This is a genomic window from Paraburkholderia sprentiae WSM5005 (assembly GCF_001865575.2).
Lineage (GTDB): Bacteria > Pseudomonadota > Gammaproteobacteria > Burkholderiales > Burkholderiaceae > Paraburkholderia > Paraburkholderia sprentiae.
In genome coordinates, this window is the sequence record NZ_CP017562.2 from 2,221,629 (window position 1) to 2,240,833 (window position 19,205).

At 65.4% G+C, this 19,205-nt stretch carries 15 protein-coding genes; 2 read left to right on the top strand and 13 right to left on the bottom strand.

What is annotated here, in order from left to right; genetic code table 11:
* Positions 1 to 6: 6 nt before the first annotated feature.
* A complete protein-coding gene (locus BJG93_RS26860; RefSeq protein ID WP_071336614.1) occupies positions 7 to 1,476 on the bottom strand; it encodes a DUF3300 domain-containing protein in 1,470 nt (489 codons plus the stop codon).
* Between the two features lie 347 nt (positions 1,477 to 1,823).
* On the opposite strand from BJG93_RS26860, the gene BJG93_RS26865 reads away from it, so the two are divergent.
* Positions 1,824 to 2,297, top strand: coding sequence for a glycine zipper family protein (locus BJG93_RS26865; protein WP_027195118.1), 474 nt, complete (start codon positions 1,824 to 1,826; stop codon positions 2,295 to 2,297).
* A gap of 43 nt (positions 2,298 to 2,340) precedes the next feature.
* Entirely contained in the window at positions 2,341 to 2,928 is a 588-nt protein-coding gene (locus tag BJG93_RS26870) for a hypothetical protein (protein ID WP_027195119.1), read from the top strand.
* 98 nt (positions 2,929 to 3,026) lie between these two features.
* Here the strand turns inward: BJG93_RS26870 and BJG93_RS26875 are convergent, their stop codons facing one another.
* The 12 genes from BJG93_RS26875 to BJG93_RS26930 all read right to left on the bottom strand — a co-directional run bounded on the left by BJG93_RS26875 (position 3,027) and on the right by BJG93_RS26930 (position 19,197).
* Complete coding sequence (locus BJG93_RS26875; protein ID WP_027195120.1) at positions 3,027 to 4,046, bottom strand: hypothetical protein; 1,020 nt, start codon at positions 4,044 to 4,046, stop codon at positions 3,027 to 3,029.
* A gap of 19 nt (positions 4,047 to 4,065) precedes the next feature.
* The gene (locus BJG93_RS26880) at positions 4,066 to 4,323 is read right to left on the bottom strand and encodes an RNA recognition motif domain-containing protein (protein WP_027195121.1); all 258 of its coding nucleotides are present in this window, start codon (positions 4,321 to 4,323) and stop codon (positions 4,066 to 4,068) included.
* An 11-nt stretch (positions 4,324 to 4,334) separates the two neighbouring features.
* Positions 4,335 to 5,117 carry an enoyl-ACP reductase FabI gene (fabI, locus tag BJG93_RS26885; protein ID WP_027195122.1) on the bottom strand — a complete coding sequence of 261 codons (783 nt, stop codon included), beginning with the start codon at positions 5,115 to 5,117 and terminating at the stop codon, positions 4,335 to 4,337.
* Between the two features lie 12 nt (positions 5,118 to 5,129).
* A complete protein-coding gene (locus BJG93_RS26890) occupies positions 5,130 to 6,305 on the bottom strand; it encodes an acetate/propionate family kinase (protein WP_027195123.1) in 1,176 nt (391 codons plus the stop codon).
* Positions 6,306 to 6,309: 4 nt separating this feature from the next.
* Positions 6,310 to 7,245, bottom strand: a complete 936-nt coding sequence (locus BJG93_RS26895; protein WP_027195124.1) for a phosphate acetyltransferase — start codon at positions 7,243 to 7,245, stop codon at positions 6,310 to 6,312.
* 46 nt (positions 7,246 to 7,291) lie between these two features.
* The gene (locus BJG93_RS26900) at positions 7,292 to 9,628 is read right to left on the bottom strand and encodes a DUF3141 domain-containing protein (protein ID WP_027195125.1); all 2,337 of its coding nucleotides are present in this window, start codon (positions 9,626 to 9,628) and stop codon (positions 7,292 to 7,294) included.
* A 124-nt stretch (positions 9,629 to 9,752) separates the two neighbouring features.
* Entirely contained in the window at positions 9,753 to 10,337 is a 585-nt protein-coding gene (locus BJG93_RS26905; RefSeq protein ID WP_027195126.1) for a PqiC family protein, read from the bottom strand.
* Complete coding sequence (locus BJG93_RS26910; protein ID WP_027195127.1) at positions 10,334 to 11,947, bottom strand: PqiB family protein; 1,614 nt, start codon at positions 11,945 to 11,947, stop codon at positions 10,334 to 10,336. The genes BJG93_RS26905 and BJG93_RS26910 overlap by 4 nt, the downstream gene beginning before the upstream one ends.
* A complete protein-coding gene (locus tag BJG93_RS26915) occupies positions 11,931 to 13,211 on the bottom strand; it encodes a paraquat-inducible protein A (protein ID WP_027195128.1) in 1,281 nt (426 codons plus the stop codon). Before BJG93_RS26915 ends, BJG93_RS26910 begins: the two co-directional genes overlap by 17 nt.
* Positions 13,208 to 14,722, bottom strand: a complete 1,515-nt coding sequence (locus BJG93_RS26920; RefSeq protein WP_027195129.1) for an efflux transporter outer membrane subunit — start codon at positions 14,720 to 14,722, stop codon at positions 13,208 to 13,210. The genes BJG93_RS26915 and BJG93_RS26920 overlap by 4 nt, the downstream gene beginning before the upstream one ends.
* A 1-nt stretch (position 14,723) precedes the next feature.
* Positions 14,724 to 17,957: an efflux RND transporter permease subunit gene (locus tag BJG93_RS26925; RefSeq protein ID WP_027195130.1), complete on the bottom strand. Its 3,234-nt coding sequence runs from the start codon at positions 17,955 to 17,957 to the stop codon at positions 14,724 to 14,726.
* Positions 17,958 to 17,970: 13 nt separating this feature from the next.
* On the bottom strand, positions 17,971 to 19,197 hold the full coding sequence (locus tag BJG93_RS26930) for an efflux RND transporter periplasmic adaptor subunit (RefSeq protein ID WP_027195131.1): 1,227 nt from the start codon (positions 19,195 to 19,197) through the stop codon (positions 17,971 to 17,973).
* Positions 19,198 to 19,205 lie beyond the last annotated feature (8 nt).

Below are 19,205 nucleotides of genomic sequence, written 5' to 3' on the forward strand. Positions count from 1 at the left end.
TGCTCCTTATCGCCGTCCGCCGCCACCGCGGCCGCCACCGCCACCGCCGCCCCGCGGCGAGAAACCACCACCGCCGCCGCGTCCGCCGCCACCGCCGGAAAATCCGCCGCCGCCTTGCGCCGATTGACGGCTCGCCGCGCCGCGCGCGCTGTTGGCCTGTGCGTCGCGCGCCGAGCCGTAGCCGCTGAACGCGTCACCGCCGCGCGACTGTGCCGCGCGCGGATTCGCTTCCCGTGTGCCCGCCGACGTCGCCGGACGCTGGCTCGGCTGCGGCCGCCCTTGCGCGCCCGCGCCACCGCCCGCGAAGTTTGCGCCCCCGCCACCGCCTGCGAAGTTTGCCCCCGCGCCGCCACCCGCACCGCCGGCGCCTCGACCTCCGAAGTCGCCGCCGCCCGCACCGCCACGATTTCCGCCTGCCCCTGCACCCGCACCTGCGCCCGCGCCGCCGCGAGAGGGCGGATCGCCGACCCGTTGCGTGCGCGCCGAGCGGTCCGCGACGCCGCTGACCTGCCCCGGCTTCTTGTCCGGGGTCCACGCGGACGAACCCCCTGCCTGTCCACGACCACCGCCGCGGTTGACGTCGCCCGTGTTGATATTGCCGCGCTCGACGTTTCTATCGCCGCGCTCGACGCTTCTATCACCACGTTCGACATTTCTCTCGCGGTTGATATTGATGTTGTTGTTGCCGCCGCCTCCGTAATTCGTTTGATAGTGTCCGCCGTTCCAGGCAGCGGTAATCGCCGCGCCCCAGATCAGCCCCGTCGCGAGCGCGGCGCCGGGCGCGTACGGATAGTAGTAGGCCGGATACGGCGTGGGCGCGTAGGCGTAGGTCACGGGCGCACTCGCCACGACGACGGTCTGCGGGTTGTACTGCGGGACGTAGATCACCTGCGGATCGGCAGGCTGAATCTTGATCACTTCTTTCTCGACGACCACGACCTGCTTGTCGTCGGATTTCAGATGCCCCGCTGACTGCGTTTGCCGCCGGAAGCGCTGAATCGCCTCGAGCACCGAACTCTGATCGGCAACGACGGCTTCGCCGAGATTGATGGTCCAGTCGAGATCGCTGCTCATGTTCTTGACGATGTCGGGGTAGTTCAGCAGCGCCTTCACCGGATCGTGCCACGCGTCGTTGAGCTTCAGCGACTTGTTGGCCTTGTACTGATCCAGAAAGCGGTCGGCCTGAACGATTTCCACGGGATAAGTGGAGGCAGGAAGGATGATCGCGATCAGGTCATCCGGGTATAGCGCGATCGGTCCGACGAGTTGGTCGAGCGTCGCCGCGGGAACGGGGGCGTTTGGGGCGGCGTTCGCAGGGGCGGTCGCGGCCGGTGCCTGCGCCAGCGACAAAGCAGAGAACGCGCCGCAGCACGCGAGCAGCGCTGCGCCCAGCACGTGACTGACGCGTCGCGCACGCCTATCGACTGTCGTTGCAAACGGGATGATGCGTGCAAGCGCACGCGGACCGCGGTCCATCGATGCTTCCCCTCGCGCTTCGTCAGCGCCCCCAGGCCGCCATGCTGCCAGGCCCCCTGGATCGCCATGTTTAACCGACAGTTGTCCGAAGCAATGAAAAACGACATGCACCTGTTGCATGAATACAGTTTGGAAACCAGGGACGGGATTGCAAATACGACCTTGGTCCCATTGCGCGCGACAGGCCTGCGACGCCATGATGAAAGCGAACCTGCCATTGCTGCGCGACCACCGCGCGGCCACCGGTCCCACCAGAATGTCCATTCACGGGTGCCGGTTGCGCCCTCACGCCTGAGCGAACAGGCAGCCGCGACTTGCACCCGTACGTGCTCACGCAAGGAGCTGTCGTGAATAGATCGACGAAATACTTGATTGTCGCCGCGTTGACTGCATCGCTGTCGTTGGAAGGCATGGCGCAATCGCGGCCGATTGCCTATCCGGCCAAAGGGCAAAGCCAGCAGAAACAGCAGCAGGACGAAGGCGCATGCTATTCGTGGGCGCGCAGTAATACCGGCGTCGATCCGACCGCGGTCGCCAATGCCCCGCCCCCGCCTTCCGGACCCGCGGTGGGAGGTGGCGAGCGGGTGCAGGGCGCCGCGCGCGGCGCGGCTGGCGGCGCGGTTATCGGCGCGATTGCGGGCGATGCCGGCAAGGGCGCGGCGATCGGCGCCGCGACCGGCACGATGGTCGGCGGATCGCGCGCGCGGCAGAACCGGCGCGCGGCCGCGGCACAGTCGCAGGCGCAAACGCAAGGCTCGATGGACACGTTCAATCGCGCTTTCGCCGCATGCATGTCCGGGCGGGGTTACACGGTCCAATGAGCGCGCAAGCGCGCGTCGAGTCGCGGTGTTCAAGGAGAGCAGCATGACAAACGGCAAACTCATCATTGCGGCGGCGCTCGTCTGTCTCGCGAATACGGGGTTCGCACAGACAGAGGTACCGGTCGTGGTCAAGAGCGAGCCCGGCAAGGTCAGCGTGTCGGGCACGGTCACCACGACGTCGACCGTCGTCGGCATCGAGCCGGAAACCCGCACCGTCTGGCTGAAGGATCCGAAGGGCAAGGTCGTACAGGTCGTGGTCGGCGAGGAAGCACGCAACTTCGACCAGATCAAGGTCGGCGACGTGGTCAAAGCCGAGTATTCGCAGGCTCTGACCATCACGCTGAAAAAGGGCAACGCGCCGCTGAGCGCCAATGAAACGCACACGCTCGATCGCACGCCGGCGGGCGCGAAACCCGGCGGCTCGGCCTCGCGCGAAGTCACGATCATGGCGAACGTGGTAGCCGTCGATCACCGGAGCGGCGTGGTCACGCTGAAAGGCCCGCAAGGCAATACGGTGGACCTGATCGTGCAGGACCCCGAACAGCTCAACCGGATCAAAAAAGGCGACCATATGCAAGCGGTCTATAAAGAGGCGGTGGCCATCTCCGTGGAGCCGCTCGCCAGCAAATAGCGCGCACGAGTCTGCCGGGCAGTTCAGCGAGCAACTCGAATCGGGCCGCAACCACGATGGCGATCACGGCCCAACGCCCCCCAAAAGCACGGCGCGCGTCAGATCAGACGATGCGCGTGCTCGAGCGTGCTGCGGGCCGGCGCGAAATCGCCGCGCCGAAAGCGCACCGTCGAGAAGACCCGTATCGCCTCGGGACTCGCCGGCAGACGCGCAAGGCGAAACTCGATTTCCTGCGCGGGCCGCGTATCCCCCTCTGCCACGACAACATTCATCCGGTCGAGCCGGAAGGTGCTCTTCAGCACATAGAAATGGGCATCCGGCGCGGCCAGAACGCCGCAAATCACATCGAGATGCCGCTCCAGCGCTTCGGTCTTCAGGCCCAACTGCGCCAGAGCGCGATCGTTCTCCTCGATCTGCGCCTGGAGCCGCGCCACGTCCGCGAAATTCGACGACGCGTCGCTGCCGAGCAACGAGCGCACGCCCGCCCCCTGCCGCTCGAGAATCGTCAGGCGCGTTTTCAGAAGCGCCTTTTCGCGTTGCAGTTCGTCCTGCCGCGAGGTATCGGCCTCGATCCTGGCGATCCCTTCGAGCACGAGCTGATCGACGATCCGCAGCACGATTTCCCGTCGCAATGCGGCTTCGGATTCGCCGCATACGCGCACCTGGTGATCGCTGAAGTTGATGGTCGTCTGCGCGACGTCGGTATGCGTCGCCTCGCCGTGTTGCCCAACACCGAAGATATGCCGCTCGTCGATGGCCATCCCGAGCACCGCGAAGGCTTCATCGGCAGCGGGATGGTCGTTGAAAAACACGTTGAGTTCGTGCGAGCGGTTAAAGGCGGGACAGACATCGTCGGGCGTGGCGAAAAAGGCGTGGATATAGGGGTCCGCCGCCCACGCCGCCGCGTTCGCTTCGCGCGCGGGCGGCACTTCATCGACGAGCCGCACCAGATAGGCGGTCGTGCGTTGCACGGCCGGTAGCAGGCGCGACGCGTAGTTGCGCGCGAGTCGCAACGACGGACACAGTCCAACGATTCGCTCGACGATTGCCGTCGCCTGCGGATCGTCGCGCTCTTCGGACCCGGCGCGCTTCGTCAGCCACCGCGACAGCAGACCCATGCGCGGCTCCCGTCGCCCGTCACGATTCGTCGCGCTCGGGCAGCAGTTGCGCGGTGATCGTGTGGTTCTTCCAGAACAGGTTATGAACGCGGTTTTGCAGCAGACGCAGTCCGTCCCTGCTCACGGCGTCGAACACGACCACCGCGCCGGGCCGCGAACCCGTGCCGGGCACCCGCTGAATCGCGCTGAAGCGCGGGAACCCGTAGCGGATCAGGAACTCGCCGATCTCTTCGTCCGAGACGCTTTCGTCGAGGTTGCCGAGAAACAGTTCAGCCATGATGCTTGCTCCTATGCCACGATGTTCAGTCCGCCGTCGATATACAACGTGGAACCGGAAAGCCGCCGCGCATACGGCGTGGCCAGAAACGCGCAGCTATAACCGACGTCCATGATGTCGGCCAGTTCGCCGATCGGCGCGCGCTGCACCGCTTCGTTGAGCAGCAGCTCGAAATCCTTCAAGCCCGAAGCGGCGCGGGTCTTCAGCGGCCCGGGAGATATCGCGTGCACGCGGATGCCGTTCGGCCCCAGTTCGAACGCGAGATAGCGCGCGCAGGCCTCGAGCGCCGCCTTGACGGGGCCCATCAGGTTGTAGTTCGGCACGACCTTGTTCGCGCCGTAGTAGCTCATCGTCAGCATGGTGCCGCCGTCTTTCATCAGCGGCGCGGCAAGGCGCGCCATCCGCACGAACGAATGACAGGAGATGTCCATCGCGCTCAGGAAGCCTTCGCGCGACGATCGCAGCAGTCCGCCATGCAAATCCGCTTTCGGCGCCCAGGCAATCGCGTGAACGAGAATATCGAGACGCCCCCACGTCTTTTCGATCCGATCGAACACGGCCTCCATCTGGTCCTCGCCCGTTACGTCGAGCGGCATGAAGATCTCGGCATCGAGTGCTTTCGCAATCGGTTCCACATGCGGCATCGCCTTGTCGTTCGCATAGGTGAGCGCAACGCTTGCGCCGAGTTCGTGAAACGCCTTCGCGCAACCATAGGCAATCGAAGCTTCGTTGGCGACGCCGGTCACGAGAGCCTTTGCTCCTTCCAGAATCAAACGCGATTGCTCGACAGGCATGGTGAAACTCCTCTATGCGACGACAGCAAGCGTATGGCGGGCGATCATCAGTTCCTCGTTGGTGGGCACGACCCAGACCGGCAGCTTGCTCGAAGCGCGGCTGATCAGCGGGCCCCCCGCCCGATTGGCCGCCTCGTCGAGTTCGGCCCCGAGCCACGCCGCGTCGCGCACGATCCGCTCGCGGATCGCGACGGCGTGCTCGCCGATGCCGGCCGTCAGTACCAGTGCGTCGAGACCTTGCATCGCCGCGGCGAGACTGCCGAGTTCGCGCCCGATGCGGTAGGTGTACACGTCGATGGCAAAGCGCGCGCGCGGGTCGTCGCTGTCGAGCAGTGCGCGCATGTCGCCCGAGAGGCCCGACATACCGAGCAAGCCCGAGCCCTGGTAGATCAGCTGCGCGATCGCCCGCGAATCCATGTGCAGCTCGTCCAGCAGATACAGAATCACGCCGGGGTCGAGGCTGCCGCAACGCGTACCCATCGGCAGGCCTTCCACCGCCGTGAAGCCCATCGTGCTGGCCACGCTCCTGCCCGCGACCATCGCGCACATGCTCGCGCCATTGCCCAGATGCGCGACGACGGTGCGTCCCGCCGCCGCGGCCGGCGCGATCTGCGGCAGCACGCTCGCGATGTATTCGTACGACAGCCCGTGAAAGCCGTAGCGCCGCACGCCGCGCCCGGTAATCGACGCGGGCAGCGCGTAGGCCTGCGCGGTCTCGGTCTGCGTGCGATGAAACGTGGTGTCAAAGCACGCGACCTGTGCAAGCTCGGGACGCAACTGCGCGAGGATGCGAATCGGTTTCAGGTTGTGCGGCTGATGGAGCGGCGCGAGCGGGCTCAGGCTCTCCAGCTCGTCGAGCACGTCGGAGGTCACGACGACGGGCCCGGCAAAGTGCTGCCCGCCGTGCACGACGCGATGCCCGACCGCCTTGAGCTGCTCGCCGCCGCCGTGGTCGCGCAAAAAGCCGCCCAGATATTCGATCGCGCCTTGATGACCGAGCCGGTAGCCATCGCCCCATTCGTGCGAGCTGACCTCGCCGTCGCGATCTGTCGCGCGAAACCGCGGGCTCGTGTAGAGCGCTTCGATCTGGCCGCGCAGAATCAGTTCGAGTTGCGCGTATTGCGCGTCGAAGGCGCTGAACTTGAGGCTCGACGACCCCGCGTTCAATACGAGGATCACATCCGCCATGGCGTCACCCCAGCACCTTGCCGGCCTCGCGCCGCGCCTTCGCCACCAGCGCAGCCACCGCGCACGACGCGAGACGCGTCGTCAGGGAGTCCGCGCGGCTCGTCAGAATGATCGGCACGCGCGCGCCGAGCACGATGCCCGCCGCGTCCGCGCCGGCGAGAAACGACAGGCTCTTCGCGAGCATGTTGCCCGCTTCGAGGTCCGGCACCATCAAGACATTGGCGCGTCCGGCAACCCGCGACTCGATGCGTTTGATGCGCATGGCCTCGATGCTGATCGCGTTGTCGAGCGCGAGCGGACCGTCGACGAGCGCGCCGCTAATCTGGCCGCGATCCACCATCTTGCACAGCGCCGCCGCTTCCACCGTCGATGGAATCTTCGGATTGACGCTCTCGGTCGCGGACAGGATCGCGACGCGCACTTCGTCCAGCTTCAGCGCGTGCCCGAGGTCGATCGCGTTCTGCAGGATGTCGACCTTCTCTTCGAGCGTCGGCGCGATGTTGATCGCGGCGTCGGTGATGATCAGCGCGTTCTCGTAAGCGGGCACGTCCATCACGAAGCAATGGCTGACGCGCCGCCCGGTGCGCAGGCCCCCCTCGCGGCGAATCACCTCGGCCATCAGCTCGTCCGTATGCAGGCTGCCTTTCATCAGGGCCTCCGCCTTGCCTTCGCGCACCAGTTGCACGGCCATGGCGGCAGCGGCATGGCTATGCGGCGCATCGACGATCGTGAAGTCCGATATGTCGATACCGTGCTCCGCGGCAATCGCTTCGATGCGCGCGCGCGGCCCGACCAGCAGCGGCGCGATCAGTCGCATCCCGGCCGCTTCGACCGCGCCGTTCAGCGAACTCAGGTCGCATGGATGCGCGACCGCGGTCGGCAACGGCGGCAGGGTCTGGCTGAATGCGATCAAACGCTGGTACTTCGCGTGCTTTTCCATCAGCGTATTCCTCGTCTTTACCGCGCGTTGGGTTCGCGCCGCTCGCTCACGCGCGAGTTCGGTCGGGCAAACGCGCGTCGCGTTTGCGGCTCACGCGCGGACCCAGCACCGCGCGGATGCGTTGGTACGCCTCCTTTTGCGCGGCGTCGGGCGCGGAGTTCAACACGCGCTCGTCGCTCACCAGCTTGTCGAGCAGCTGCACAAAGCGCTCCCGGTCCTCGCGGTGGGAAAGCAGCTTTGGCAGGGTGGCAATCGCCTCGTCCGGCTCGCAGCTGACGATGATTTCCTGTTCGCCCCGGATGCGCCGCCAGTGATCGGGACTGATGTCGGGCAGGTACGCCGCATAGCTTTCGGCGAGCTCCTTGCGCAGCTCGAAGCGCGCGAGCGGCAACGATGCGCCCCTTCGCGACAACAGGAAGGCCGCGCGCGCGAGCGCCTCCGTGTAGCCGCCGTCGCCGATCGCCCGCAGCGCCGTGCGCACGAACGGCAGCTCGCGCGGATCGATCGCGCCGGCTTGCGCGGGCGCACTATCCGCGGACGGCTTGCTGAGATACGTCGCATACAGATTCGCGTACACGCTGAAGAAGCTGGCCTCGGTCGCCGCGTCGCGCATCGCGCGGTAATAGTCGAGCGACGCGCTGATCATTTGCGAGCCGTTGTGTTCGAGCTTGCTCCACGGGTTGTCCGCGCCGGCCCGCTGGCGATTGTCGCGAACGGATTGTGCGGCCGCCGGCAACCAGCCAAGCCACGGGTTCATCGCGGACACGGCCCAGCGCTGCCAGCGCAGCGGATGGAACTGGCGCAGCATGCGGGCGCTCGTTTCGTTCGACATTGCCTGCACGAACGGCTGCGCGAGCAGTTCGTACATGCGCTGATTCAGATTGGACACCGCGGCGACTGCTTCGAACGGCTTTTCGTCGATGCGGCCGAAGCGGTTCAGACGCGCGGCTATCTCCTCGAGCCGCCGCTCATGAAATTCGACTGCGTATTCGATCTCGCCGGCCGCGTTCGTGGCCTCGCTGATGGTCATGCCGTAAAGGCCCGGCGGAAAGGTTTCGATGGTCTCGAGCACGGAGACGATCTGCTTGTGCTCCTTCTTCGCGACTTTCCCGGATACGAAGATGCCCAGATGCCCGATGCTTTCGTGCATCAGACCGACGATCACCTGGCCGCGTGACTTGATCTCCTCGGTGCTGCCATACAGGTCCGCCACCCAGTTGAACGCCTGTTGAGGCGGCGTGATGTTGTCGCCCATCGACGCGAACAGGATGATCGGCGAGCGGATTTCACGCAGATCGAAAGTCTGGCCGCTGCCGTTCGTCACCCCGCCCGACCACAGCTTGTTGCCGACGAACAGATTGCGCGTGATCCATTCGATCTCCTCGCGATTCATCAGGTAGTAGCTGCCCCACCAGCGCTCGAATTCCAGAAAGCGGGGCGGCTCGGTGTCGATGTTCGAGAACAGGTGGTAGTACTTGTCCCAGAACGTGTTGGCGGGGTTCAGGTTTTCGAAGTTCTGAACCAGATACGCGCCGTCGAACTTGCCGTTGCCGAGATCCGCCGCGTACGACGCGAGCCACGCGCCGCCCAACATGCCGCCCGCGTAGCGCATTGGATTGTCACCCTCGCCTTCGCTCCAGGCCGCGCTCCAGTACGACATCGGCGCACCGTTGATGACGATCGGACCCGTCTCGTCGGGGTCCGAGCTGGCGAGCATCATCGCCGCCCAGCCGCCCTGGCAATTGCCGATGATCGCCGGCTTCTGACTGTCGGGATGCAACGCGCGCACCTTGCGCACGAATCGCTGCTCGGCGATGCACACGTCGAGCAGGGTCTGACCGGGCTCGGGGTCGCGAAAGAACACCACGAAGTAGACCGGGTGGCCGGCGCGCAGCGCGACGCCCGCCTGCGAATCGTCCTTGAAGCCGCCGATACCGGGACCGTGTCCCGCGCGCGGATCGATGATCACGTACGGGCGTTTGCGCACGTCGACGCTCACGCCGTCGAGCGGACGCAGTTGCAGCAGCGCATAGTTGACGGGCCGCTCGAAGCTGCGGCCGTCCAGCACCATGTCGTAGTCGAAATGCAGCACCGGCGTCGGACCGCTAACGCTGCGTTCGACGAACTCGTTGCCGCGCCGATACAGCGTGTCCCAGAACAGCAGCGAGCGCTGTGTGGCATCGACCATGTATTGCCATGCACTCAGCGGATCGAACGGCGCGGGCATCGCGCTTGCGCTCGGGGCGCCGTCGTGATCGGCCCCCAGCGTTTCGGCGACTCGTTCGTTCAGACGCCGCTGGGCGACTTGCGTGCGCTTTTGCAGCACGTGGGTGATTTTTGAGGCAATGTGCTGGCTTTGTGACAGCAGCGTTTCAGCGTCCATCGGAAGACTCCTGAAAGGTGCGCGACGTGATCGCTGCCAGGGCGCGCGCCGTGCATCGATCGAATCGTGGAGTGAGCCCCGGCTTCTGGCAATCGGACCAAGGTCTTATGCATAGCGCGACCCGTCATTGCGCCGGGCTCGCCTGCACCGCGGCGGCGATATCGCGGCTCACCGAGGCGAGCGCGCGATCATGCGCAGCGATGACCGGCTCGAAGCCGGGACCGGACACGTTCTCGCGCGCGACCGAGCGGCCGGTGACGGCACGGCCGTTGCCTGGCGGGCGCACGGCCCATAGCACGTCGACCGTGACGTCGCGCCCCGGCACGGACTCGAAGCGCATCACGTCGATCCGCACGCGCCAGACGACGGCAGGATCGTGTACCGCATCGAACACCGAAATCCGCTGCGAATTCAGCAGCGCGCCGAGGTCGGCCGCGATCGCGCGGCCGATGCCGCCGTTCAGCGGCTGCGCCCAGCGTTCGAATTCGTTGAGCTCGACCTCGTTGTTGCCGATCCGCGTGACGATCTGCGGCCGGTCCACCACGTCGGGTATCGTGATCGGACCGATCACCACCGCGATGGGCCGGCTCGCGCCGGTGCTGGTCAGCGACCCGTCGGGGCTCAGCGTGTAGAAGTTGGTCGTCGGCGACTTGCAGGCGCCGAGCAAAGCGCCGACGAGCGCGAGAATCAGACAGGCCGTATATCTCATGGCTTCTTATCCTCCGACTTGCCGCGCACGAGCGATTCCGGATGCCGCGACAGATAATCGGCCAGCGTGCGCAGCGAGGCCGCGGTGCGCGTCAATTCACGCATCGCGTCTTCCGTCGATTGCTGTAGCGACGAGTCGGGCTGCAGCGCGGCATTCGCGGAGTCGAGCGTGGATTGCGCGGACAGCAGCGTGTCGCGCGCTTTCGGCATGACCTGCGTGTTGAGCTGCCCGAGCATCGCGTTGGTCGTACGCAGCGTCGAGCGCGCGTCGTTGCCGATGTCCTCGAACGGTACGTTGTTGATTTTGGCGAGCAGACGCGTGACCGAGTCCTGCAGCGATTGCAGCGTGCGCGGAGTCGCAGGCATTTCGGGCGGCGTCTTGCTCCAGTCGATCGACGCATTCGGCGCGTCGGGGAAATAGTCCAGCGCGAGATACTGCTGTCCGGTCAACAGATTGCCGCTTCTCAACTGGAAGCGGAAGCCGTGCCCGACCAGGTAGTTCGCGAGCCCGCGCGGGTCGCGCGTGATGCGTCCGCCGGCACCGTCGTTCTGATAGCGCGACGTGAAGCGCTCCGGATAGATATTGATCTCGACGGGAATGCTGAAACGGCGGTTGGCCGGATCGAAGCGCGTATAGATCGCCGTCACTTCGCCGATCACGACGCCGCGAAAATCGACCGGCGCGCCAACCGTCAGACCGCGCACGGAATCCGTGAAATTCACGACGTATTTGTCGGCGATGCGATCGCGCAGCTTCATCGCGTCGGCGCGCGTGTCGTACAGCTGGAACGGGGTGCTGCTATCGGCGCTCGTCTCGACCCGCGAGTCGGGCGGCGACTCGAACGCCACCCCGCCGATGATGATCGATACGATCGACTGAGTTTCGACGCGCAAGCCGCTGCTGTCGAACGCCATGTCGACACCGCTGGCGTGCCAGAAGCGCGTGTCGGATCTCACGAAGCGGTCGTACGGTTCATTGATGAAGACCTTCACGGTGACGCCACGGCCGTCCGGGTCCAACTGGTACGACGCGACCTGGCCCACCTGAATTCGGCGGAAAAACACGGGCGTCCCCACGTCGAGCGAGCCGAGCCCAATTCCGTGCAACGTGTACGCGTGCCCCGGCACGTCGCTCGCGATCACGGGCGGCGCCTCGAGGCCGACGAAAGTGCGGCCCGCCTTCTGCGAATCGCCGAAGTCGACGTCGATATACGAGCCAGACAGCAGCGTGCCTAGCCCCGAGACCGTACCTCCCGAAATGCGCGGGCGCACGACCCAGAAGCGCGTGTTGTCGACAAGCAGTTCCGACACATCGCGCGTCACCTCGGCCTTGGCCACGACGCGCTTGTGGTCCGGCGCCAGCGAGACGGCTTCGACCACGCCGATATCGACGTCCTTGAACTTGAGCTTCGTCTTGCCCGCTTCGAGGCCCTCCCCCGTCTTGAAGCTGATGCTGATCTGCTCGCCGCGCTCCATCACGGCCTTCACCGCCAGCCAACCGCCAATCAGTACCGCGACGATCGGCACCAGCCAGACGACTTGCATTCGCCAGCGCGAGCGCGGCACCGGCTCCGCGGCTGGCAGATCGGGATCTTCATTCGGAGTGGACACGGTTTGCCTCCAAAGCGTCCCACATCAGGCGCGGATCGAACGACATCGCCGCGAGCAGCGTCAGCACGACGACCGCGCCGAACGCGATCGCCGCCGGCCCGGCCTTGATCGTCGCCAGCGCCTGAAACTGCACCAGCGCGACCAGCATCGTGATCACATAGATATCGAGCATCGACCATCGCCCGACCAGCTCGATCACGCGATAGATCCGCGCGCGCTGACCCGGCAGCCATTGCGAACGAAACTGCGTCGACACCGCGAGATACACGAGGCCGAGAATCTTCAGCATCGGCACGGCGATGCTCGCGATGAACACGAGCAGCGCAAGCGGCCAGGAGCCCGATACCCACAGATAGACCACGCCGCTCATGATCGTGTCCTTCTGCGTGCCGAACAGCGAACTGGTGTCCATCACGGGCAGCACGTTCGCCGGAATGTAGAGCACCATCGCGGCGATCAGATACGCCCACGTCCGCGACAGGCTGGCGGGCTTGCGCTGATGCAACGGCGCCTTGCAGCGCGGACAGACATGCCTGCCAGCGCCGCCGGGCTGCTTGAGCAGCAGACCGCATTCTTCGCATAGCACCAGTCCGTAAGCGGACGCGGTCATGGCGTTGCGGCGCAAGCGCAGCGGCGGCAATCGAAATGCTCGGGCGCCGCCTCTCTCGGTGATGCGCGCCCACACCTCGCGCGGATCGAACGTCGCCGACGCGGCCGCGAGCAGCAGCATCAGCGCGATGAACGACCACAGCGCGGTGCCCGGCACCACCTTCGCGATATGCGCGAGCTTGACGAGCGCGACCAGCAGGCCGAGGATCAGCACCTCGGTCATGCCCCAGGGCCGTGCGAGCTGAAACAGACGAAAGCCCTCGGGCGCGCGCCACGGCACGCGCCCGAAGTGCAGCGGCAGCAGCAGCCAGAGCATCGCCACTGTCTGCACCACGGGCGTGACGATCGTCGTCAGGCCGACCAGTACCGCGAGCGGCCACGTGCCGTGGAGATACAGCAAGCGCACCGAACCCGCGAGGGTGGCCTGCACGATATGGCCGTTCAGCGACAGACCGACGATCGGAAACAGGTTCGAGATCACGAGCAGCACCGCGGACGCGCACGTGAAGGCAAGCGCACGCTCGGGTCCGTTCGAGCGCCCTCGTCTGAGCTCCGCGCGGCAACGCCGGCAGCGTAACGCACCGCCGGCGGCGGGCGGCGCGCCGAGCTGAAGCAGGTCGCACTCTTCGCAGGCGATGAGCTCGTTGCGCTTCATCTCGCCTCCACTGCGGCCGAAAGTCCGGCCGGCGCGGGCGTGTTCTGCGAGACCGGCGCCATCGCCGGCGTCGTTTGCTCCGCGGGCGGCGGCACCGTGCGTTTTTCCGCCTCGAGCACCCAGCCGCCGCCCATCGCCTTGTAGAGCGTGACGAACGCGATCAGCACCGCGCCCTGGGTTTGCGTATAGCTGAGTTGCGCGTTGAACAGACTCCGCTCCGCATCGAGCACTTCGATGTAACTCGTATAGCCGCCTTCGTAACGCTGCCGCGCGAGGTGCGCGTAAGTGTGCAGCGCCTCGACCTGGAGGTTTTGCGCATCGAGTGCCTGGTGCGTCTTCTGCACCGACACCAGCGCGTCCTCGACCTCCTGGAAGGCCACCTGGATCGACTTTTCGTACGAGTACAGCGCTTGCTGCTGGCGCGCTTCGGCCTGGTGCACCTGGCCGGTGATGTTGCCCGCCGTGAAGATCGGCTGCACGATGCTGCCGGCGAACGACCAGACCCGCGCGGGCCCGGTGAACAGGTTCGAGAACTGCGTGCTGACCGACCCGAACAGCCCCGTGAGCGAGATGGACGGGAAGTACAGCGCACGTGCCGCGCCGATCAGCGCGTTTTGCGCGACCAGCGCCTGCTCGGCCTCCAGCAGGTCGGGACGGCGTTCGAGCAGATCGGACGGCAGCCCCTCGGGAATCTGCGGCGCGCCCATCTGCGCCAGTTCACGGCCGCGCAGAATCGCGCCGGGATTCTGGCCGATCAATACCGACAGCGCGTCTTCCTGCTGGGCGATCTGCGCTTCGATCTGCGGCACCGTGACCCGGGCGGCTTCATACTCCGACTGGCTCTGCGCGAGCTCCATCTGCGAGACCTCGCCGCCGCGGAAGCGGGCCTCGAAAACGCGCACCGATTCCGCGCGGCTGTCCACGGTCTCCTTCGCGATGTCGAGCTGCCGGTCCAGACTGCGCAGATTGATGTAGCCCGAAGCAACCGAGCCGACCAGTGTCAGAATCGTGGCGCGGCGGCCCTCTTCGCTCGCGAGCAGATTCGCGCGCGCCGCCTCGGTTTCCCGGCGCACCTTGCCGAACAGATCGATCTCCCAGGCCACCGACAGCGACGCGTCGAACTGGTTGTAGATGGGGCTCACGCCTCTGGGCAGCGGCACGCCTTCGTTCTGCGAGATGCGTTGACGCGACGCGTCGGCGCCCGCCGAGAGTTGTGGGAACAGCGCGGAACGCGTGGTCACGAACTGCCCCCGAAACTCGTCGACCCGCGCGGCCGCGACCTTCACGTCGCGATTGTCCTGCAGCGCGGCGGCGATCAGCTGATCGAGCACCGGGTCCTGAAACTGCTCCCACCAGGCGGCGTTGGCGATGCCCGCGGCCTCGCCCTGCGCGAAGCGATAGGTGGCTGGCACGTCCACCACGGGGCGCACGTAGTTGGGCCCGAGCAGGCACCCGCTGAGCCCGAGCAGCATGATGGATGCGAGCAATCGCGCCGGAGCCGTCGCTTGCATGTCATTCACCTTCCCGTGGCGCGGACGGTGCCTCGCTCGACGCGCCGGGCCCGGCCAACGTGGTGGGTTCGGGTCCTACGCCGCCGCTGGCCTGCACGTCCGGTTTCGGCTTTTTGCCGCCGCTCGCGCGCGAGGACATCGACTCCAGCAGGTAATAGAACATCGGGATGAAGAATACGGCGATCGCCGTCGCGCCCAGCATCCCGCCGATCACACCGGTGCCGATCGAATGGCGGCTGTTGGCCGACGCGCCCGTGGCAATCGCGAGCGGCACGCAACCGAGAATGAACGCGAGCGAGGTCATCACGATCGGCCGCAGCCGCTCTTCCGCCGCGGTCATCGTCGCGTCGAATACCGATGCGCCCGTTTCGCGATTGAGCACCGCGAATTCGAAGATCAGGATCGCGTTCTTCGCGGCGAGCGCGACCAGCATCGTCAGTCCGATCTGGAAGTAAACGTCGTTGGACAGGCCGCGCAGCATGATCGCGAGCAGCGCGCCGAATAGCGCGAACGGCACCGCCATCAGCACGCCGAACGGCAGCGTCCACTTCTCGTACTGCGCGGCGAGGATCAGGAACACCATCACGAGACCGAACACGAAGACGAGCCCGGATGTGCCGCCCGACTGTCGTTCCTCGAATGCCTCGCCGCTCCACGCGACGTCGTAGCCTTCCGGCATTTGCGCGGCGATCTGTTCCAGCGTCGCGATCACCTGTCCGGAGCTGTAGCCCGGCGCGGCATTCGCCGTGACCTTGATAGCCGGGAAATTATTAAATCGCGTGACGAGGTCCGGGCCCGTCACAAAGCGGTAGCTCGCCACCGACTTGATCGGCACCATCGTGCCGTTCCTGCTGCGCACGAAGATCTGATCGAGGTCGGTGGGCTTCAGCCGATACGACGGCTCGGCCTGCAGAATCACCTGCCACAGCCGGCTCGAACGATTGAACTGCGATACGTACAGCGAACCGAACATCGTCTGCATCGCGCTATAGACGTCTTCGACCGGCACGCCGAGCGTCTCCGACTTGTCGCGATCCACGTCGACCAGCAGTTGCCGCGACGACGCATTGAACGTCATCGTGACGCCGGTCAGCTCCTTGCGCGCCCGCGCTTTCTGCACGAACTGGTCGGCCACGCCCGCGAGCTGTGCGATGGAAGCATCCCCCTTGCTCTGAAGCCACACCTCCGTGCCGCCTGTCGTGCCGAGCCCCGGAATAGACGGCGGGTTGACCGGCAGAATAATGCCCTCCTGCACGTTCGCGAAGTGGCGATACGCGTCGAGCAGCACCGCGCGCGCGTTCTGCGTCGCGCGGTTGGCGCGCGTATAGCGTTCGTCGAAGCTCTTCAGACCGACGAAGAAGGTGCCGGCATTGTTCTTGTTCTGGCTGTCGAGCAGGCTGAAACCATCGACCGTGGTGATGCTGCCAACCGCCTCCTGTTTCATGAAATAGTCAGTGATGACTTGCGACACCTGGCCGGTGCGGTCGAGGCTAGCCGCATCCGGCATGATGACCGCGCCGAGCAGATAACCCTGGTCTTCAGGCGGCAGGAACGCCGACGGAATCGAGCGCATCATCAGCACCGCCAGCACGATCATCGCCGCGAAGAACACGAGCCCCATGACAAAGCGCTTGATGATGAGCTTGACCGCGCGTGAATAGCCCGACGTCATGCGGGCGAACTGATTGTCGAACCAGCGGAAAAAACCCTTCTTCTCGTGGTGCGCGCTTTTCAGCAGCAATGCGGCGAGCGCCGGTGACAAGGTCAGTGCGACGATGCCGGACAGCACCACCGAAATCGCAATCGTGATCGCGAACTGCTTGTACATCTGACCGGTGATGCCGCCGAGAAACGCGACCGGCACGAACACCGCGCACAACACCAGCACGATCGCCACGACTGGCCCGGCGACTTCGTCCATCGCCTGTTTCGAGGCCGCTTTCGGCGAGAGCTTGTGCACCGTTATGTTGCGTTCAACGTTCTCGATCACGACGATCGCATCATCGACGACGATACCGATCGCGAGCACCATGCCGAACAAGGTCAGCATGTTGATCGAAAAGCCCAGCGGCAGCATGAACATGCAGGTGCCGACGATCGACACCGGCACCGCGATGATCGGAATCAGCGTCGCGCGAAGGCTTTGCAGGAATACGAACACGACGATCACGACGAGCACCAGCGCTTCGAAGAACGTATGGATCACGTCCGAGATCGACGCGCGCGTGAACTCGGTCGTGTCCATCGCGATTTCGTAGCTCATGCCTTCCGGAAACGACTTCTTCAGCTCCGCGAGTGTCGCGCGCACCTGCTTTGCCACGTCGAGCGCATTGGCGCCCGGCTGCTGATACACCGCGAGCACGGTGGCCGGCTTGCCCTGGAAGCGGCTGCGAATCGAGTAGTCTTTCTGGCCGAGCTCGGCGCGGCCGATGTCCTTGAGCCGCACGATCGCCGCGCCGCCGCTCGCGGCGCGCACGATGATGTTGTCGAACTGCGAAGGCTCGGCGAGGCGCCCCGTGGTCGTGACCGCGAACGATTGCTGGACCGCTCCGCTGGTCGGCGACTGTCCGATACTGCCCACCGCGAACTGCTGGTTCTGGTTCGCGACGACCCGTTGCACGTCGGCGGCCGTCACGCCCAGCTGGGCCATCCGGTCGGGCTTCAGCCAGATCCGCATCGCGTAGTCCGGATTGCCGAAGATACTCGACTGGTTCGCGCCCGGAATCCGCTTGATCGCGTCAAGCACATAGATGTTCGTAAAGTTCGCGATATACGTCGAATCGTAGCGGTTGGCGGGCGAATAGATCGCGATCACCATCATGAACGCCTGCGACTTTTTCTGTACCTGAATGCCCTGCGCCTGTACCGATTGCGGCAGTTGCGGCAGCGCCAGATTCACGCGGTTCTGCACGTCGACCTGGGCCAGTTCGGGGTTCGTGCCGATCTGGAAGTACACGTTGAGCGTCATACTGCCGGTCGACGAACTGGACGAGTTCATGTAGATCATGTTGTCCGCGCCATTGACCTGCTGCTCGATCGGCGCAGCGACGTTGTTCGCGACGACCTCGGCGCTGGCGCCCGGATAGGTCGCGGTCACCGTGATTTGCGGCGGCGTGATGTCGGGGTATTGCGCGATCGGCAGCGAGAACATCGCCAATGCGCCGCCGAGCGTGATGACGATCGAAATGACCGACGCGAAAATCGGCCGATCGATGCAGTAGCGCGAAATGTTCATGGCGGCTGCCCCGTCACTCGGCGGCGGGCGCTGCCGCGGCGCCTTGCGATGCAGCCGTCGCCACGGCCGCCACGGATTTGATGATTTTCAGCCGTGAATCCGCGGTAACGCGCTGCGCACCGTCCACGACGATGCGCTCGCCCGCCTTGAGTCCGTCCGAAACGAACCAGTTATCGCCCTGCCAGTCGCCGACCTCGACGACACGCTGATGCGCCTTCGAGTCGCTATCGACGACCCACACGAAGTGGCTCTTCGCGCCCTGCAACACCGCGCGCTGCGGCACGAGCGTCGCGTTGGGCCGGATCGCGCCGGAAACGCGGGCCCGCACGAACTGGCCGGGGCGCAGCGTGCCCTTCGGGTTTTCGAAGGCCGCGCGCACGAGGAAGGTTCCCGTTTCCGTATTGAACGCCGGATTCGCGAAGTCGATCTGGCCTTGCTCGGCATAGGCCGAGCCATCGGCGAGAATCAGATGCACCGTGAAATCGTTGTGCGCAGGAAATCGGAGATGTCCTGCCGCAATGTCGTCCCGATACTTCAGCATCTCGTTCTCGGAGATGCTGAAGTTCACCCACATCGGATCAAGCTGGTACACGAAGGTCAGCAAACCGTTCGAGGTCGCCGTCACGTAGCTGCCATCCTGCTGACGCGCGAAACTCGACAGGCCGTTCAGCGGCGACTTGATCGTCGTGTAGCCGAGGTTCAGCAGCGCCGTGTCGACTTCCCCCTGGGCGGCGATCACCGCGGCGGCGCTTTGCTTCTCGTTGCCGAGCGCATCGTCGAGATCTTTCTTGCTCAACGCGTTCTGCGCCGCCAGCGGCTCCACGCGCGCGAGATTGGCCTTGGCGACTTCGAGGCGCGCCTGCTGCTGCGCCAGTTGGCCCTTCGCGGTCTGAAGCGCGGCCTCGAACGGCTTGCGGTCCATCTGGAACATCGTTTGTCCCGTCTTGACCACCGCGCCTTCGGTGTACATGCGCTTGTCGAGGAAGCCGTCCACCCGCGAGCGGATCTCGACTTCACGCGAACTCTGCGTTTGCGCGGTGAATTCGAAGTCGACCGGCGTGTCCTGTTGCGTGACCGTCATCACGGTCACTTCCGGCGTGGCGGCGACCGGCGCCGGAGCAGGTTTCTTGCACGACGCCAGCAGCGTGAGCAGCACCAGCGCCGCGACGACGGCGAGCAACGTAACAGCGCCGCGAGAATCCGGCCGCGGCGAGGCCAGGGACACGGGGACGGTTTTCATCGCGCACT

Excerpts from the sequence above, each read along its gene's own strand:
- BJG93_RS26870 (WP_027195119.1), top strand. The coding sequence starts at position 2,341 with ATGACAAACGGCAAACTCATCATTGCGGCGGCGCTCGTCTGTCTCGCG.
- BJG93_RS26905 (WP_027195126.1), bottom strand. The coding sequence starts at position 10,337 with ATGAGATATACGGCCTGTCTGATTCTCGCGCTCGTCGGCGCTTTGCTC.
- BJG93_RS26930 (WP_027195131.1), bottom strand. The coding sequence starts at position 19,197 with ATGAAAACCGTCCCCGTGTCCCTGGCCTCGCCGCGGCCGGATTCTCGC.
- fabI (WP_027195122.1), bottom strand. The coding sequence starts at position 5,117 with ATGCCTGTCGAGCAATCGCGTTTGATTCTGGAAGGAGCAAAGGCTCTC.
- BJG93_RS26895 (WP_027195124.1), bottom strand. The coding sequence starts at position 7,245 with ATGGAAAAGCACGCGAAGTACCAGCGTTTGATCGCATTCAGCCAGACC.
- BJG93_RS26915 (WP_027195128.1), bottom strand. The coding sequence starts at position 13,211 with ATGAAGCGCAACGAGCTCATCGCCTGCGAAGAGTGCGACCTGCTTCAG.
- BJG93_RS26860 (WP_071336614.1), bottom strand. The coding sequence starts at position 1,476 with ATGGACCGCGGTCCGCGTGCGCTTGCACGCATCATCCCGTTTGCAACG.
- BJG93_RS26920 (WP_027195129.1), bottom strand. The coding sequence starts at position 14,722 with ATGCAAGCGACGGCTCCGGCGCGATTGCTCGCATCCATCATGCTGCTC.
- BJG93_RS26925 (WP_027195130.1), bottom strand. The coding sequence starts at position 17,957 with ATGAACATTTCGCGCTACTGCATCGATCGGCCGATTTTCGCGTCGGTC.
- BJG93_RS26890 (WP_027195123.1), bottom strand. The coding sequence starts at position 6,305 with ATGGCGGATGTGATCCTCGTATTGAACGCGGGGTCGTCGAGCCTCAAG.
- BJG93_RS26880 (WP_027195121.1), bottom strand. The coding sequence starts at position 4,323 with ATGGCTGAACTGTTTCTCGGCAACCTCGACGAAAGCGTCTCGGACGAA.
- BJG93_RS26875 (WP_027195120.1), bottom strand. The coding sequence starts at position 4,046 with ATGGGTCTGCTGTCGCGGTGGCTGACGAAGCGCGCCGGGTCCGAAGAG.
- BJG93_RS26900 (WP_027195125.1), bottom strand. The coding sequence starts at position 9,628 with ATGGACGCTGAAACGCTGCTGTCACAAAGCCAGCACATTGCCTCAAAA.